Annotated in this window: 15 protein-coding genes; 5 read left to right on the forward strand and 10 right to left on the reverse strand. The window is 70.4% G+C overall.

Translation table 11 applies throughout. The features are described from left to right. Positions 1-105: 105 nt before the first annotated feature. The gene (locus EV375_RS15300) at positions 106-1,473 is read right to left on the reverse strand and encodes a LolA-like protein (RefSeq protein ID WP_130299922.1); all 1,368 of its coding nucleotides are present in this window, start codon (positions 1,471-1,473) and stop codon (positions 106-108) included. 447 nt (positions 1,474-1,920) lie between these two features. Next, positions 1,921-2,934 carry a polyprenyl synthetase family protein gene (locus EV375_RS15305; protein ID WP_130299923.1) on the reverse strand — a complete coding sequence of 338 codons (1,014 nt, stop codon included), beginning with the start codon at positions 2,932-2,934 and terminating at the stop codon, positions 1,921-1,923. Positions 2,935-3,266: 332 nt separating this feature from the next. On the opposite strand from EV375_RS15305, the gene fahA reads away from it, so the two are divergent. Continuing rightward, entirely contained in the window at positions 3,267-4,493 is a 1,227-nt protein-coding gene (fahA, locus tag EV375_RS15310) for a fumarylacetoacetase (protein ID WP_130299924.1), read from the forward strand. Between the two features lie 450 nt (positions 4,494-4,943). Here fahA and EV375_RS15315 read toward each other — a convergent pair whose 3' ends face one another. Further along, entirely contained in the window at positions 4,944-5,720 is a 777-nt protein-coding gene (locus EV375_RS15315) for a FadR/GntR family transcriptional regulator (RefSeq protein WP_486588493.1), read from the reverse strand. Between the two features lie 5 nt (positions 5,721-5,725). After that, on the reverse strand, positions 5,726-7,078 hold the full coding sequence (locus EV375_RS15320) for an enolase C-terminal domain-like protein (protein ID WP_130299925.1): 1,353 nt from the start codon (positions 7,076-7,078) through the stop codon (positions 5,726-5,728). Positions 7,079-7,408: 330 nt separating this feature from the next. Between EV375_RS15320 and EV375_RS15325 the strand changes: the two genes are divergently transcribed. Further along, positions 7,409-8,335 carry a fumarylacetoacetate hydrolase family protein gene (locus EV375_RS15325; RefSeq protein ID WP_130299926.1) on the forward strand — a complete coding sequence of 309 codons (927 nt, stop codon included), beginning with the start codon at positions 7,409-7,411 and terminating at the stop codon, positions 8,333-8,335. Positions 8,336-8,491: 156 nt separating this feature from the next. Here the strand turns inward: EV375_RS15325 and EV375_RS15330 are convergent, their stop codons facing one another. Further along, complete coding sequence (locus tag EV375_RS15330) at positions 8,492-9,919, reverse strand: hypothetical protein (protein WP_165434742.1); 1,428 nt, start codon at positions 9,917-9,919, stop codon at positions 8,492-8,494. Positions 9,920-10,253: 334 nt separating this feature from the next. On the opposite strand from EV375_RS15330, the gene EV375_RS15340 reads away from it, so the two are divergent. After that, a complete protein-coding gene (locus tag EV375_RS15340; protein WP_130299929.1) occupies positions 10,254-10,715 on the forward strand; it encodes an NUDIX domain-containing protein in 462 nt (153 codons plus the stop codon). Between the two features lie 349 nt (positions 10,716-11,064). On the opposite strand, the gene EV375_RS15345 is transcribed toward EV375_RS15340, so the two are convergent. The 4 genes from EV375_RS15345 to EV375_RS15360 all read right to left on the reverse strand — a co-directional run bounded on the left by EV375_RS15345 (position 11,065) and on the right by EV375_RS15360 (position 13,292). After that, positions 11,065-11,805, reverse strand: coding sequence for a DUF899 family protein (locus EV375_RS15345; protein WP_130299930.1), 741 nt, complete (start codon positions 11,803-11,805; stop codon positions 11,065-11,067). Between the two features lie 673 nt (positions 11,806-12,478). Further along, positions 12,479-12,781 (reverse strand): hypothetical protein, encoded by a 303-nt coding sequence (locus EV375_RS15350; protein WP_130299931.1) that lies wholly within the window; start codon positions 12,779-12,781, stop codon positions 12,479-12,481. Beyond that, positions 12,778-13,047, reverse strand: a complete 270-nt coding sequence (locus EV375_RS15355; RefSeq protein ID WP_130299932.1) for a DUF7848 domain-containing protein — start codon at positions 13,045-13,047, stop codon at positions 12,778-12,780. Before EV375_RS15355 ends, EV375_RS15350 begins: the two co-directional genes overlap by 4 nt. Further along, positions 13,044-13,292: a hypothetical protein gene (locus tag EV375_RS15360; protein ID WP_130299933.1), complete on the reverse strand. Its 249-nt coding sequence runs from the start codon at positions 13,290-13,292 to the stop codon at positions 13,044-13,046. Before EV375_RS15360 ends, EV375_RS15355 begins: the two co-directional genes overlap by 4 nt. A gap of 201 nt (positions 13,293-13,493) precedes the next feature. Between EV375_RS15360 and EV375_RS15365 the strand changes: the two genes are divergently transcribed. Beyond that, positions 13,494-14,261 carry a helix-turn-helix domain-containing protein gene (locus tag EV375_RS15365; RefSeq protein ID WP_486588494.1) on the forward strand — a complete coding sequence of 256 codons (768 nt, stop codon included), beginning with the start codon at positions 13,494-13,496 and terminating at the stop codon, positions 14,259-14,261. Continuing rightward, positions 14,258-14,479 (forward strand): DUF397 domain-containing protein, encoded by a 222-nt coding sequence (locus EV375_RS15370; protein WP_130299935.1) that lies wholly within the window; start codon positions 14,258-14,260, stop codon positions 14,477-14,479. The genes EV375_RS15365 and EV375_RS15370 overlap by 4 nt, the downstream gene beginning before the upstream one ends. 367 nt (positions 14,480-14,846) lie before the next feature. Here the strand turns inward: EV375_RS15370 and EV375_RS15375 are convergent, their stop codons facing one another. Continuing rightward, on the reverse strand, positions 14,847-15,407 hold the full coding sequence (locus EV375_RS15375; protein WP_130299936.1) for a hypothetical protein: 561 nt from the start codon (positions 15,405-15,407) through the stop codon (positions 14,847-14,849). Between the last annotated feature and the right edge of the window lie 60 nt (positions 15,408-15,467).

A 15,467-nucleotide genomic window follows, 5' to 3' on the forward strand; every position in this document is an offset into this window, starting at 1 on the left:
CTCCCGTGGTCTCTCGCTCGATCTGCCTCCGTCACGTCCGTCCCCACCGCCCTCGGGGGGCGGTGGGGACGGTACGGGCCGGTCACGACTTCCCGAAGGGGAAGGTCACTTGGCGGCGGCGTCGGCGGCCTTGATCAGGCCCTCCTTCGTCACGGCGCCCACGTAGACCTTTCCGTCGTCCGTCATCAGGGCATTGACCAGCCGGGTGTGGAAGATCCGGCCGGTTCCGAAGTCGCCCTTGGCCTTGTCGGTGAAGCTGTCGAGGAACTTCCCGGCCTGCGGCGACTTGCCGTCCTCACCGCCGGGTGCCGGGAGGCCGGGCATTCCGCTCGCCCCGCCCTTCCCCATGTCGAACTCGGCGACCGAACCCCAGCCCTTGCCGAGCGTCTTCAGTCCGGAGAGCCCTGGGCCCTCGCCCTTCCCGAGGTCCTTGAACTTCTCGCCCTTGCCGTGCTTCTGGAGCTTGTCGAACCGTTCGGCGGCACCCGGCGGCATGCCGTGGTGCTCACGGTGGGCCCCGCCGCGCGGCGCCTCGGTGACGTCGGTGCCCTTCGGCGGCTTGAAGTCGAAGGTTCCCGCGTCCGGCTTGCCGAAGTCGACCTTGGTGTAGCGCACGTCGACGACCGGCTCGCCGCCGCCCTTCGGGGCGAGGGTGAATGTCAGGGGTGTGCCGTTGTCCGCGTCGACCGCGATCCGTACGGAGTCGACGGTCGAGTGCGGGGCACCCTTCGGCTTGATCACCAGTTGGTAGGCGTCACGGCCGGCGACCTGCGCCGTGCCGTCCACGGTGACGGACGTGGAGTCTTCCGCCGCCTTCAGCGCCTGCTCGGCCGCCTTCTGCGGAGTGATGTCGCCGAGCCCGCCGGCGCCCGGCATCCCGTGGTGGCCCTTGTCGTGCTTGCTGTGCTTGTCGTGCTTTCCGGCAGCGCCCTCCGGTGCCTTCGCGTGGAGGGCGGAGTCGGAACCGCTGTCGTACACCCACATCTCGTCGCCGTTGTGGATGAGGCTGTACTCGGAGGTCTCCTCCACGACGGAGACACGCTGCTTGTCCGGGCCGTCCGCGGCCACGCGGAGGGTGTGCTCCCCGGAGGCCAGCTCCATCAGCTTCTCCTGGGGTGCGGCCACCCCGTCCTCGCCACCGCCCTGCCGGCTGTCCTTCTGATGCCCGCCGTCACCGTGCGGTCCGCCGCCGAAGAGGCCTCCGCCCTGCTTGCCGCTGCCGCCGCCCGCGCCGGGCAGTTCGGGCAGGCCCAGGTCGGTGCTGACCTTCACGGTGCCGGACATGTGCTGGGTGTCGGACGCGGCCATCTTCGCCACCAGCTCTTCCGCCGAGATCTTCGGCAGGTCCGGGGCACCCACGTCCGCGAGCGCCGGGACGAGTCCGATGGTCAATGCGGCGACTCCGGCCACGCCGGCCGGTATCCCGTAACGGACGGCCTTCCTGCCGGTGGTCCTCGGTTGGATCTGTGCCATGTCGTGCCCTACCTCCGGGTCGGTGGCCGGTTCTGTACGTGCACTCGTCCGTCCCCTGCCTTCGGCGGGGAGACCCCACTCCTGCCTTCGGCGGGAGACCGGGAGACCCCACTCCTGCCTTCGGCGGGAGACCCCACCTTGCCTCGGCGGGGAGACTCCACCCTGCTCGGCCATTGTCCCCGAATTCCACGGGAACGTGCGGGGTGGAGTCTCAATGGCACCAAACCGGTGAGCGGTTGGCGTCCGCCGGAGGAGGCAAGTCCGCCTACTCCTGCGGGTGGAGAGGGCCGGCGAAAAGTCCCCCGTGCGGAGGCCGCCGACAGTGGCCGTCCCTGAAGCCGCCGGGCGGCGCGGACCGCGCCGTGACCCGTTCCCGGCAGCGGCGCCGCAGGTGAGCGGCCTTGCCCAAGGGTTGACGGAGAGTGGTACCCGGGGTGGGGCGAACCCTCAGGCGGCGCGGTGCACGACCGCGTCGCACAGCTGCGAAAGGGCCGCCTTGGCCGCGCAGTCGGGCAGCGGCATGAGCGTCTCGCGCGCCTCGTTCGCGTAACGAATGGTGTCCTGGCGGGCCTGCTCCAGGGCGGGGTGTGCCCGCAGCCCCGACAGGGCCTCGGCGTGACGGGCGTCGTCGGTCAGGTCGCCGTCGAGCAGGTCGAGCAGCGCCCGGTCCTCGGCCGTGGCCTCCGCGGAGGCGGCACGGGCACGGAGATGGAGCACGGGAAGGGTGGGGATGCCCTCGCGCAGGTCGGTGCCGGGCGTCTTGCCGGACTCGGTGGAGTCGCTGGCGATGTCCAGTACGTCGTCCGCGAGTTGGAACGCGGTGCCGACACGTTCCCCGTACTGGGTGAGGATGGAGACGACGCTCTCGTCGGCCCCGGACATCAGCGCCCCGAAGCGCCCGGCGACCGCGATCAGCGACCCCGTCTTGCCCGCGATGACGTCCAGATAGTGATGCACCGGGTCGCGGCCCTCGCCGGGGCCGGCGGTCTCCAGGATCTGGCCGGTGACCAGCCGCTCGAACGCCTCCGCCTGGATGCGGACGGCCTCGGGGCCGAGGTCGGCGAGGATGTGGGAGGCGCGGGCGAAGAGATAGTCACCGGTGAGCACCGCGACCGAGTTGGTCCAGTTGACGTTGGCGCTGGGGACGCCGCGCCTCACGTCGGCCTCGTCCATCACGTCGTCGTGGTACAGCGTCGCCAGATGGGTCAGCTCCACGACGACGGCCGAGGGCACCACCCCCGGCGCGTGCGGGTCACCGAACTGTGCGCCGAGCATCACCAGCAGTGGGCGGAAGCGTTTCCCGCCGGCGCGTACAAGGTGCTGCGCGGCGCCCGTTATGAACGGGACGTCGCTTTTCGTGGCCTCGAAGAGGCCTTCTTCGACAGCAGCCAACCCCGCCCGGACATCGGCTTCGAGAGCCTTGTCCCGCAAGATCAGTCCGAAGGGCCCGACTTCGGTCACGAGGGGGTTCTCCTGTCTGCATACGACGAAGGAGCGAACACGGGGAACGCTCACTGCTTTCACTTTCCGGTCGTCGCCATCACGGGCAGCGTATCCGGTCCCGAGTGGATCTCCGTGGGCGCGTATGCCCTGACGTATGCGGACCCCGCCGCCGAGGGTCCGCGGCTCCGGCGCCGCCCCGTTCTCCCTGGTCCGGCCACCGCGCTCCGGCGGGCGCCGCACGGTCCTCCCCTACTCTCCGCCGTACCCGAACCCTTCCGGGAACGGCGGCGCGGCGGGGCCCGTACGCTGAACTCGCCCGTGACCGGCGACGATCTCGAAGGACAGGCACCGTGACAGACGTGACCCCTCCCCCACTGCCCGAGGGCGACCCCTTCGGCCCGGACAACCTCCCCTACGGCGTGTGCACCACCCCCGAGGACCCGGCCCGGCCGCACATCGTCGTGCGCTACGGCGACCAGGTCCTGGACGCGGGCGGTGCGGCGGAGGCCTTCGGCTCGTCGTACGCGGAGCTCCTGCGGCAGCCCCTGCTGGGGCCCCTGATGGCCGCGGGACGTCCCGTGTGGCAGGCGGTGCGCGGGGAGCTGCGCGAGTGGCTCACCGCACCGCAGCACCGGGAGACCGCGGGCCGGTTCCTGCGGCCGCTGTCGGGGGTGACGATGCGCCTGCCCTTCGAGGTCTCCGACTACGTCGACTTCTACGCCAGCGAGCACCACGCCACGAACGTCGGAAAGATCTTCCGGCCCGACAGCGCCGCGCTTCCCGCCAACTGGAAGCATCTGCCCATCGGTTACCACGGCCGCGCCGGCACGGTCGTCGTCTCCGGCACTCCCGTGCTGCGGCCCAAGGGCCAGCGCAAGCCGCCCACCGAGGACTCCCCGGTCTTCGGCGCCTCGCGGCGGCTCGACATCGAGGCCGAGGTCGGCTTCGTCGTCGGCACCCCGACCGCGCACGGCGACAGCGTGCCGCTCTCCGCCTTCCGCGACCACGTCTTCGGCGTGACGCTCCTCAACGACTGGTCCGCGCGCGACATCCAGGGCTGGGAGTACGTGCCGCTCGGCCCGTTCCTCGGCAAGTCCTTCGCGACGTCCGTCTCCGCGTGGATCACTCCGCTCGACGCCCTGGACGCCGCCCGTACCGCACCGCCGGCCCGCGACGTGCCGCTGCTGCCCTATCTGGACGACTCGGCGGAGCCGGAGCCCGGCGGCATCGATCTGCGCATCACGGTGAGCATCAACGGTCACACCGTCTCCGAGCCGCCGTTCTCCGCGATGTACTGGACCGCCGCACAGCAGCTCGCACACATGACGGTCAACGGCGCCTCGCTGCGCACGGGCGACCTGTACGCGTCCGGCACGGTGAGCGGTCCGGAGCGCTCGCAGCGCGGCTGCCTGCTGGAGCTGACGTGGGGCGGCAAGGAACCCCTCGAACTGCCCGACGGCAGCCGGGGGTTCCTGGAGGACGGAGACGAAGTGACCCTCTCCGCGTGGGCGCCCGGACCCGGCGGCGGCCGCATCGGCCTGGGCGAGGTCACCGGCAGGGTGCTGCCCGCACGGTAAGGGCGCGGAGCGCCCTGGGGACCGGGGCGGAGCGCCCTGGGGACCGGCGCTCGAGGTCGCCGAGCCGGCCGTGGTCCGCCGCAACGGCGGACCACGCCTTGCCCCGCCGCGGGGGCACCGCGGGGCCACCGCACCACTCCGACTCCCGAGCCCGGGCGGCACCGAGACCACCGCGACCGGTCGCAGGCCCGGGCCCGGCGGACCCGGCTATGGAACGTACGGACGCGGCCACCGCACCACAACGCCCCACCCGCACACCGGTGTTGGCACACCGCGACAGCAGCCGGCTCGCCGCCGCAATGACGGACCACGCCCCGCCGCGGGGCGCCCGTGCGCTGCGGTCCGAAGACCGCTGCGATCCGTCGCGGCACGGCCGTCCGCCGCAGGCCGGGCAGGCCGGCCGGGCCGGGCCGACGGCCCGCGGGGCGCCGGCCGCCCGGGCCCCCGGCGTCACTCCCCGGGCCCGCCAGGGCCTTCCCGCACCGCGTCCAGGCGCTCGCGCACCCACCGCTCCACGTCGTTGACGTGGCGGCTCGCCGCCGCGAAGGCACCGAGGCTGTCGCGGGCGCGCAGCGCGCCGTGGATGTCCATGTGCTGCTGATGCGTCCAGGCGAGGACGTCGGACTTGACCAGGGCCCGCCACATTCGGGCCCTGGCCGTCCGGTTGCTGACGGACGAGACCAGGGACTGGAGCGTGCGGTTGCCCGTCGCCGCGACGATGTCGGCGTGGAACGCCAGGTCCTCGCGGACGAGTTCGCCCGGGTCCTGCACCGTCCGCATCCGCTCGATGCGCTCCAGCAGCCCGTCGAGTTCGGCGTCGCCGATGCGGGTCGCGGCGAGCGCGGTCGCTCCCGGCTCCAGCACCTTGCGGCACTCGAGCATCTCGTCCAGGGCGGTGTCCTGAGCGAGGTCCAGAAAGCTGCCGATGGCGCTCATGAGCCGCTCGGGACGCAGGTCGGTGACGAACGTGCCGTCACCGCGCCGCACTTCGAGGACTCCGGCCATGGCGAGCGCCCGCACGGCCTCGCGCAGCGAGGGACGGGACAGCTCCAGTTCACCGGCGAGCGCCGCCTCGGGAGGCAGCCGGTGCCCGGGGGCGAACTCGCCGCTCTCGATGCGCTGCTTCAGGCGGCCGATCGCCACGTCCACGACGCTGCCGACGTCGTTCGCACGCAGGTGGGCCACGCCGCTCATGCCGCCGTCCTCGCCGGCTCTGTCCGAAGCCATGGCGGTCAGGATGTCACCGTGGCCGCCGCGCCGTGCCACACCGGTCCGTCGGGGAAGCGGTGGGCCTCCAGCGTCTCGCGGCGGATCTGCGCGCTGTAGCCCGGGGCTTCGGGCACGCGGTAGCGGGAGCCCTCGACGCGTACGGGGTCGTGGAAGTGCTCGTGCAGGTGGTCGACGTACTCGACGACGCGGTCCTCCATGGAGCCGCTGACCGCCACGTAGTCGAACACCGAGAGATGCTGCACCAGTTCGCACAGGCCGACGCCGCCGGCGTGCGGGCACACCGGCACGCCGTGCGCCGCGGCCAGCAGCAGGGAGGCGACCGCCTCGTTGACGCCGCCGAGCCGGCAGGCGTCGATCTGGCAGATGCCGATCGCCTCCGCCTGGAGGAACTGCTTGAACATCACGGCGTTGTGGGCGTGTTCGCCGGTGGCGACGTTGATGGGGGCGATGCGGCGCTGGATGGCGGCGTGTCCGAGCACGTCGTCCGGGCTGGTCGGCTCCTCGAACCACCAGATGCCGAACTCCTTGAGGGCGTCGGCCCATTCGATCGCCTCGTCGACCCCGAGCGTCTGGTTCGCGTCGATCATCAGCCGGCGGTCCGGGCCGATGATCTCGCGGGCGATGCGGCAGCGGCGCACGTCGTCGTCGAGGTTCGCGCCGACCTTCAGCTTGACCGAGTCCCAGCCCTGCTCGACGGCCTCGCGGCAGAGGCGGGCCAGCTTCTCGTCGTCGTAGCCGAGCCATCCGGCACTGGTGGTGTAGGCGGGGTAGCCGTGTTCGCGGACGTACGCCTCGCGCTCGGCCCGGCCAGGAACCCGCGACTCCAGCAGTTCCAGGGCGGCTTCGGGCGTGAGCGCGTCCTTGAGGTAACGCCAGTCGACGAGGTCGACGATCTGGCGCGGGCTGAAGTCGGCGAGCAGCTTCCACACGGGCTTGCCCGCACGCTTGGCGGCCAGGTCCCAGCCGGCGTTGATGACCGCGGCCGCCCCGAGGTGGATCGCGCCCTTGTCGGGGCCGAGCCAGCGCAGTTGGCTGTCGCCGAGGAGATGCCGGGAGAAGCCGCCGAGGTCACCGGCGATCTCGTCGACGGACATGCCGACGGCGCGGCGGCCGATCGCCTCGGCGGCGGCGACGGCCAGATCGGTTCCCCGGCCGATGGTGAACGTGAAGCCGTGCCCCTCGGACACCTGCGGGCCCTCGTCATCCGCCGTTCCGTCCCCGTCGTCGCCGACGTGCAGGATGACGTACGCGGCGGAGTAGTCGGGCGCTTCGTTCATGGCGTCGGAGCCGTCGAGGGCCTGCGAGGTGGGGAAGCGGACGTCGATCGTCTCGATGTCGACGATGCGGGCGGTCATCGGCACTCACTCCTGATACGTGCGAGAGGGCGGCGAAGGCTGCGGGGCGTGGGCACGCTGCCAGCACAACGAACCCCGCAGGCAAAGATGTCAGATGTCTGGCCGACCCGCCAGACCCCCAACTCGCCTCACAGGCAGGCGTAAGGCCAGATCTTGACGTGTATGACCGGAGGCTTCACGACCCCTTGTCAGCGCGGCGGAACGCGGTTTACGTTCCACCGGTCAGACGTCTTGCCGTCGGCGGGGCGTGGATGAAGACGAAGCGCAGAAGCCGAGCACCACCCCGGCCGCGGACGCTGCGGGAGCGGCCCCGGGCAGAGAGGAGCACCGATGACACGCATAGTGCGCTTCGCCGACGACGGCGGCACCGTACGTACCGGCATCGCGGACGGCACCGGAGCCATCCGCACGTTCGACGGCACGCGGCGCATCGCCGACCTACTGCGGCTGCCCGTGGAGGATCTGCGCTCCCTCACCGAGAGCACCGCGGGCGCGCCCGCCGTCTTCACCGAGGGCGACGTGGTGCTGCTGCCGCCGCTGGACGGGATGATGGAGCTGTGGGCGGCCGGCGTCACCTACGAGCGCTCCCGTGAGGCACGTGTCGCCGAGAGCACCGAGCAGTCCGTTTACGAGCGCGTCTACGACGCCGAACGTCCCGAACTCTTCTTCAAGGCGCAGCCGTGGCGGATCGTCACCGACGGCGAACCGATCGCCGTACGGGACGACTCCGAACTGAACGTGCCCGAGCCCGAACTCGGAATCGTCCTCAACAGGCAGGGCGAGACCGTGGGTTACGTCGTCACCGACGACGTCAGCTCCCGCTCCATCGAGGGCGAGAACCCGCTGTATCTGCCGCAGGCGAAGATCTACGGCGGAAGCGCCGCGGTCTCCCCCGGCATCGTGCCCGCCTGGGAGCTCGACGACGTGTCCGCACTGCGGATCACCCTCACCATCAGCCGCGACGGCGGCGTCGCCTTCGAGGGCGAGACCTCGACGGCCGCCTTCCACCGCGACCCGCACGGCCTCGCCGAACACCTGTGGCACGCCCAGCCGTTCCCCGACGGGGCCGTGCTGGCGACGGGCACCGGCATCGTCCCCGGCATGGACTTCACGCTGCAGGACGGAGACACGGCACGCATCGAGATCGAAGGCGTGGGCGTGCTGTCCAACCCCGTCGTGGGTGACCAGGCGAAGCTGGACTGGCTCGTCGAGGCGGTGGAACGGCCGCTGCTGCGCCGCGAGCGGCGCACGCGATAGCCCTGCCCAACTCGCCCTCTCCCCCACGGCAGGGAGTGCCTTCAGCTCGTACGCCGCCGACAACGGCTGATCCAGCACGCGGGAGGGGCGGCCTCGACTCAGGGGAGGCCACCGCCTCAACTCCCGGATCGCTCCTGCACGTTGAGGGATCGTCCGCTAGCTTGCTGCCTCACGCTCGGCATGAGGGTCCTGGGCCTCCAGGCCACCCGTCCTGCGTTGCAGCTCCCGGAGCCGCACGGTCACGCGGCGGGCGGTGAGCATGAGCCCAAGGAGGGGCGCGCCGACGAAGAGCGCAACGAGCACCCACAGCAACCCGGAGCCACCGTAGCCGGTCTTAGCGCCCGCGCCCGTGGCGAGCAGCACGGCAGCGAGGAAAGCCACGGCGAGTCCGGCGGTCACGGGGCGGAAGCTGCCGGGATGCCAGATGGCGTAGGGGCCCACCGCGTACACGGGCCGGGCTGCTTCGTAGGGGCTCTCGGGGGCGGCCTCCGAGGGCAGGCCGGGGCCTTGGGTTCCGCCGGAGACCTCGCCGTACACGTAGCGGAGGTCGTCCGGGCGGTCATCCAGCACCAGCACCGCGCTGTTCACGCGCGCCGGATCGTCCGAGGCGGCGGCCTCGTCCGGGGCAGGGGGCTGCCAGTACAGGTGCCCCGTCCGTCCCTCCAACTCCGCTGCCAGCGCCTGCGGTTCGAGACAACGGTCCACGAAGAGATCCCGCATTTCCTCGCCCGAGGTGAGGCGCAGTGCGGGGCGCGGACTGCTGCGGTCCCAGCCCCCCTTGACCCTCGAGTTGCGCCGCAGATGCCGCCCGGCAGTGACCGCTGCCACCCGCACGCGGGCACGCCGCACGCGGTCGCGCGCGCCCTGGAAGGAGGCGGCCAGCGGCCGGGAGTTCCTGGTGAACAGGCCGACGGCGGCGTACCCGAGCGCGGGCAGTCCGATGATGACCAGCGCGACGTAGCCGAGCGTGGACGGGCCCCCCTGGATGAGCGCCTTCAGGTCCTGCTCCGGCTCCAGGATGGCGCCGTGCTGTGGGGCGCCCGGAGAATAGAGGCCCCACACCAGATCACCTGCCTTGGCGGGCTGCCGCAGCTCCACCTCACCCTGCATCCGCGGCTGTTCGTTGCGCTCTTTGCCCCCTTCAGCGGGTGTGACGGAGACATGCGAGCGAAACCGGACCTTGCTCCTGTCCTCGTACTTCCGAACATCGTGGACCTCCGCGATTTCGACGGGAGCGATGGTGGGGTCGCCCGCGCGGATGCGCAGGAGCTGTTCCGTGGCCGACTCCGTGGACGTACCAGCCAGCACGGACGTAGCGAAAAGCACCGGCACAGCGATACACGCAGCGACAACCCGCCGCCGCGGCCACCAGTACCGCACCCGCTCACCACCGCCCCCGGCAGCAGCCCCACATACCCGGACCAGCCAGTACCCGGAAGCGGCGGCCACCACCAGCAGGCAGGCCAGCAAGTCCCAGCGGGGATACGGCGCCACCATCCGTACCAGCAGGCATGCGGCGAAGGCGAGCACGCCCAGCCACCCCACCACCGTGGCCGTCCGGAGCCTCCAGTCGCGTTGGATCACCCGAAATCGTCCCTCATCTTTGCCTGCGCGCTCTTGTGCTGCGCGCCCGTGCCCCCAGCCGCGGAGGCGTCCTTGTCGTCCCCGTACTGCGCGTTCCCTTGAACTACCTCGTTCAGCGAGTCGGCCGCACCGTAGCTGATCCCGTTCAAAGGTCTTCGACGGAGAGGTGGGGGCTTACCCTGGCCCCGCCGCCCACAGCTTCACCGCCGCCCGGCCGTGCGCGGCAGCACGGTGGAACTTCCAGGTGTGGCAGCGCGACCAGGACCTCCAACTCGGCGAGGGGCGCACACCCGGCCATCATCAAAGTCGCCGACCACGACAAGGAACTCGAGAAGTGAACACACCCGTCGACGCCGACCTGTTGGACGACCTCATCCACGCCGCCGACTCCGACGGCATCACCAAGCACGTCGTCGGCGCCGTCATCCCGGACGCAGAGAGCAAGGTATTGCTGCTGCACCGCGCCGCCGACGACTACCTCGGCGGCCTGTGGGAGCTACCTTCCGGCGGCGTCGACGCGGGCGAGACCCTGACCGAGGCCCTGCATCGGGAAGTTGCCGAGGAGACCGGGCTCGCGATCACGGCGATCGGGACCTACCTCGGACACTTCGACTACCTCTCCAAGAGCGGGAAGAAGACCCGCCAGTTCAACTTCACCGCCGCGACCACCCACGAGAGCGACGCGGTCAGGCTCACCGAACACGATGCGCACCTGTGGGCCGACCGGACGGAGCAGGAGCAGGTCTCCAGCGCCGTGCGGTCCATCCTGGCAATCTGGCGAGAGGAAGCCGGGTGATGGAGCCACGCGCCCGCATGGGCGATCGCCGATCGTCCGGAACCCGTGCTCCCTTCCCTCGCCCCCGCGACGAGGCCGCGGCTCTCGGCTCCCTACGGCCGCCCCGGGCCCGCACCGCCGGGCCAGGCAGCGGCATCGACCTCGAGCCGGCGCCACGGCCCACCCGGCAGGCACTCGGAGACACCGACGACGATGAGCGAGAGCTCCGGGCCCGCGGCCTCGGGACGCAGAGTCCGACGCGTGATCGCTGTCCGAGCCAAGTCGATCTGACGCCGTCCGGCCAACTTCCTCATCCGGCACGATCGTCGGGACAGGCGACTGCTGAGCCCCGTTGTTGCACGGCTGATCCTCAGGTCAAGTCGTCGGAGCGGCCGGCTTCGATGCGGGACCACTGGAGGATGGGGCGCCCATTCGTACGCCAGACCTCGGGGTTCCTTGCGTCACCCCAGGGCTGGGGCCAGCCGCTGGGGGAGTCCTCCCACGCCTCCTGGCGTCCGTAGACGGTCATGTCCAGCAGCCCGTGGGTGGGGGACATGATCTCGACGCCGCGACCGCCGGTGTAGTACGTCTCGTACACCCGATCGCCGTCGCGGACGTAGCAGACGAGGTGGTGACGCTGCCAGTCACGGCCCTCCAGGAGTTGCGGCGCAGTCTCCTCGACCGAGTACCACGGCATGTCCAAGCCCAGGAAGTCCCGGTAGCGGATGCTCTCCTCGTAGGGGCCCTTGCAGAGCGTGGCGTATGTGGCGTCGCGGGAGTGGATGTAGGACAGCTCGCGGACCTGGCTGTTGAAGAGGGTGCAGCCCTCGCACTGCTCCGCGGCGGGCCGGTCGGGCCACCAGGCGTGGAAGTACGCGATGAGCTGCTTGCGGCCTTCGAACACGTCGAGGATCGTGACCGGCCCATCAGGACCGATGACCTCGATGGTGGCGTCGACCTCCACCATCGGCAGCCGCCGCCGCGCCGCTGCGATCGCGTCCCCTTCGCGGGTGTGCGCCTTCTCCCGCGCGAACAGTGCTTCCCGCGCCTCCTGCCAGGTCTTCCTGTCCACCACGGGCGGGAGGGCCGGACTGGGTGCTTGGTCGTTCATGATCGTCTCCGTGCTGTGCTGAGGCCCTTCCCCGCCGACGCGGAGTCGCGCCTGTTCCTGGCGTGCTGTTCCCTGGCCTCTGGCGCCGTTGCGCGCGTTGCGCACCACGGCAGAAACCTTCCCGATCCCTGAAGCCGGTGTCGTGCGTTGCCCACTCATCCCGAGCGTGCGCGATGATCACCAGCACGTACTTCATACATCAGGCGCTGGCACTGCCAGAGCAGTCAGGAGGCCAGCCCCGCCCGTTTACTCCGTTTGCTCGGGCTGCGGCTTCGTGCCCGCAGGTGATTCGGCACTGGCCGGTGATCTCCAATGCCAAGGACTGGAGTTGAGTGGTCGGCCACGTGTCCGTCATGGTCAGGGCCTCGTGGACGGTTTGCCGCGTGCGGGTCTTCCGTCCGCCTCTCCGCCTCCCTCGCGGGAGGGAAGCGGAGACTGGTCGGTGTCCGCGCCCCCGCCGGGGCGGGACCGGGTGGGACAAACCGGAAACAGGTCATCGCCGGCAAGGGGCGGAGTCGTCACAGGTAGAGCTGTACGCCGCACTTCGCGCAGCAGACCTTGCCGTTGACCTTCTGCGTTGCGGGATGGGCGCATCGGATGGGTTGGGGTTCCGAACTTCGCGGTGGCGGCTCGTCGAGTTGCGGGTCGTCCCGATGCGGTCCGGGCGGTGAGGTCATCGCCTCCACCTCCACCAACGGCCTGCCGAACTGCCCGCTGTCTCACGCGCCTTGGAACAGTCCTTGTGGCGCAACTGCCGGTAGATCATGTAATCCAGTTCCGCTATGCACTGGCCGCAGCCGTACATCTCGCCGGTGGCCCCGGACACGTACACAGGCCCGAGCCACAGCACCCGCACGTCGTCGCGGCGGCAGTAGAGCATGCACAGGCCCGTCACCCATGGGTTGCCGTCATCGGTCTGTGCGACCAGCGGCCGCGCGTGGTCCCGGGACCGCTCGGTGGCCACGGTGAAGGTCACGGCCTGCCCCCGATCGCCCGGGCCGGCCGCTCGTCCTGGGGCCGCATGACCGCATGGTCCGAGAAGATGCGCAAGTAACGGCGGTGGCCGGTGTCTTGGGCGTGCTTGCGCATCCACTCCTCGACCGGTTCCGGGTCGTGCTGCGGCCCGGACTCCGCGCGGCATTCGATTGCCTCGCCCGAGACGCATTCAGCTTCGTAGATCGGTTCCGATGTCTCGTCCTGCTCGATGGTGAACGGGACGTAGCGGAACTTACGCCGGGTCATCGCGTTGCCCCCTGCGAACAGTTGAGGCCGCTGTGACGGAGAGCGGCGGCGAGCGCGCGGGCCGTCTCCACATTGCAGCACCCCAAGTCGATGAGCGCGCCCGGCCCCGGCCCGGTGCACGAGACCGTGTCGAGCGACAGCGACGGCAACTGCACCCCTGCGTGACTCAGCGCGTCGCTCAACTCGCCGCGCACCTCTTCCGCTTCCTTGAGCTTCCCCGAAGCTCCTTGTTTCTCCGTCGTCATACCTACCCAATCCGCACATTTGCCTGCAGCCCCGACCGGGGATGTACTACGTTGCGTAGTCATAGCGTTGCCCTGAATGACGGGCGATGACCAGGTGTTCATGTCCCCAGCCGCCTTTGGGGAGACGGGAGTTGCCCGGTGCCAGCACGTCCCCGCCAACTGACCCCCGACCGAAGTGCCCGCCATCTGTTCGGAGCGAAGATGCGCGCCCATCGGGAGCGCGCGGACATGAGTCTTGAGGGTCTGTCGGACATCGTGAACGTCAGCCGCAGCCACCTCGCCCGCGTCGAAGCAGCCGAAGCGATGCCGCCGCCGTCGCTGCCGGCGCGGCTGGACGCGGCATTCGGAACGGACGGGATCTTCGAGGAGCTGTACCGCCTGGCGAGCAGGGAGATCCACCCGGACCAGTTCCGGCGGCGAATGGAACTGGAAGCGCGGGCCAGGCTCATCGAGGAATACGCCTCGCAGATCGTGCCGGGTCTGGTGCAGACGGAGCCCTACGCCCGCGCTCAATTCGTCGTGTCCAATCCGAAGGCAACACGGGACGAGATCGAGGAGTTGGTGACAGCCCGGATGAGTCGGCAAGCGCTGCTTCGGGGCGATCCACCGCCCGACCTCTCCCTGATCCTCGACGAGGGGGTCCTACGGCGGGGCTTCGGCGGACCGGCAGTCATGCAGGGCCAGTTGGACCGTCTCGCTGAGCTGGCACACACGCCGACGAGCGTGGTGCAGGTTCTCCCATTCGACCAAGGGGGACATGCCTTGGTGGGCGGCGCTCTCACGCTGTGGGCCCTGGACGATGGGGCGCGGGTGGCCTACGAGGAGAGCATCTCAACCGGGACGCTGCTGGAGGATATTGGGATCGTGGCGGAGCGCCAGCGGGCATACGATCTGCTGAGGGCGTGCGCCCTGTCGCCGCGCGACTCGGCGGCGTTCATCAGGTCCGCAACGGAGGCGCTACCGACATGAGCAACAACCCCGACCTCTCCCATGCGGAGTGGGTCACGTCGAGCTACAGCGGCAATGGAGGCGGCAGTTGCGTCGAGTGGGCACCGGCTTACGTCAACTCAGGCGCCGTCCCCGTCCGCGACAGCAAGAACCCGGACGGCCCGGCGCTCACCTTCGGTCTCTCGGCCTGGACGTCGTTCATCGCCACCGTCCAGCAAGACGAGCTGCACATGCAGTGACCCCAATCCGACGACGTGACGCCCTGCCACTCCACACCAGCGAGTAACGGGGCATCACTCATATCACCGGGCACCCGACCAACGACCCCCGAGTAACCAGTTCGGAGTCGGCTCCTCCCAACTGGGCTACGCCGCATGCGACTTCCTCGTCGGCCCAGCAGGTTCGAGGTAAAGGACGCGAAGCAGATGACATTGATCTCACGGATCGAAGAACTCGCCACGATGTCGGACGTGGTTGCCGAACTCACTCCTGCGGACCGAGCGGAGTCGACCGCATCAAGCGGGAGATGCTGGAGGCAGAGCGCGACTACGCCTCCCGAGGGGACGTGCCCGCTGACTCGGGCTCAGTCGCCCCGCGCCAACATCCTCAGGACTTCGGGCTCTCGGGCAGCTTCACCGGTACGTCGGAGACACGGGCGTAGACCTCCGTCGGGCCGCCCTTCCAGGTCACCTTGAACGACTTGGCCTGGACGGCGCCGACCTTGCCGTTCGTTCGGCTCTGGTCACCGCCGTCGGGGCACTTGAGCTTCAGGGTCGTCCCGCCCGTGTCGCCGAGGGTGCCCGTGCAGTTCCGGCCCCGCTCGCGCAGCAGCGTCACCTTGTCGCCGACGAAGGTCAGCACGTACTGCTTGCCCTTCGCCTTCCAGATGCCGGTCAGCTTGCCGGACTCGCCGGACTCGCCGGACCCGTTGCCCCCGGCCTCGTCGGATGCGTCGTCCGGTGCCCCGGAGTCGTCGCCGGACGGCTGGTCCGGCTCCTCCGCGGACCCGGACGCGGACGCCGACGCGGATGTCTCCGGCTTGCCGCCCCCGCCCTCTCCCTTGCCGCCCTTGGCGTCGTCGTCGCTGCTCCCGCAACCGCTCACCAGCAGCGCACCGGCCGCGATCACGGCCACCGCTCCCGCTGCCCTCCGCGCTGTCGTGCGCACCCGAACTCCTTCGCAGTTCTCCGGCTCCGGCCCGCAGTTTGCAGGGCCACGTCAAGTTAG

This window comes from Streptomyces sp. CNZ301, assembly GCF_004217425.1.

Bases quoted from the DNA above. Each gene is read 5' to 3' on its own strand.
- EV375_RS15300 (WP_130299922.1), bottom strand. From the start codon at position 1,473: ATGGCACAGATCCAACCGAGGACCACCGGCAGGAAGGCCGTCCGTTAC.
- EV375_RS15315 (WP_486588493.1), bottom strand. From the start codon at position 5,720: ATGGCTTCGGACAGAGCCGGCGAGGACGGCGGCATGAGCGGCGTGGCC.
- EV375_RS15320 (WP_130299925.1), bottom strand. From the start codon at position 7,078: ATGACCGCCCGCATCGTCGACATCGAGACGATCGACGTCCGCTTCCCC.
- EV375_RS15325 (WP_130299926.1), top strand. From the start codon at position 7,409: ATGACACGCATAGTGCGCTTCGCCGACGACGGCGGCACCGTACGTACC.
- EV375_RS15345 (WP_130299930.1), bottom strand. From the start codon at position 11,805: ATGAACGACCAAGCACCCAGTCCGGCCCTCCCGCCCGTGGTGGACAGG.
- EV375_RS15355 (WP_130299932.1), bottom strand. From the start codon at position 13,047: ATGACCCGGCGTAAGTTCCGCTACGTCCCGTTCACCATCGAGCAGGAC.
- EV375_RS15360 (WP_130299933.1), bottom strand. From the start codon at position 13,292: ATGACGACGGAGAAACAAGGAGCTTCGGGGAAGCTCAAGGAAGCGGAA.
- EV375_RS15365 (WP_486588494.1), top strand. From the start codon at position 13,494: ATGCGCGCCCATCGGGAGCGCGCGGACATGAGTCTTGAGGGTCTGTCG.
- EV375_RS15370 (WP_130299935.1), top strand. From the start codon at position 14,258: ATGAGCAACAACCCCGACCTCTCCCATGCGGAGTGGGTCACGTCGAGC.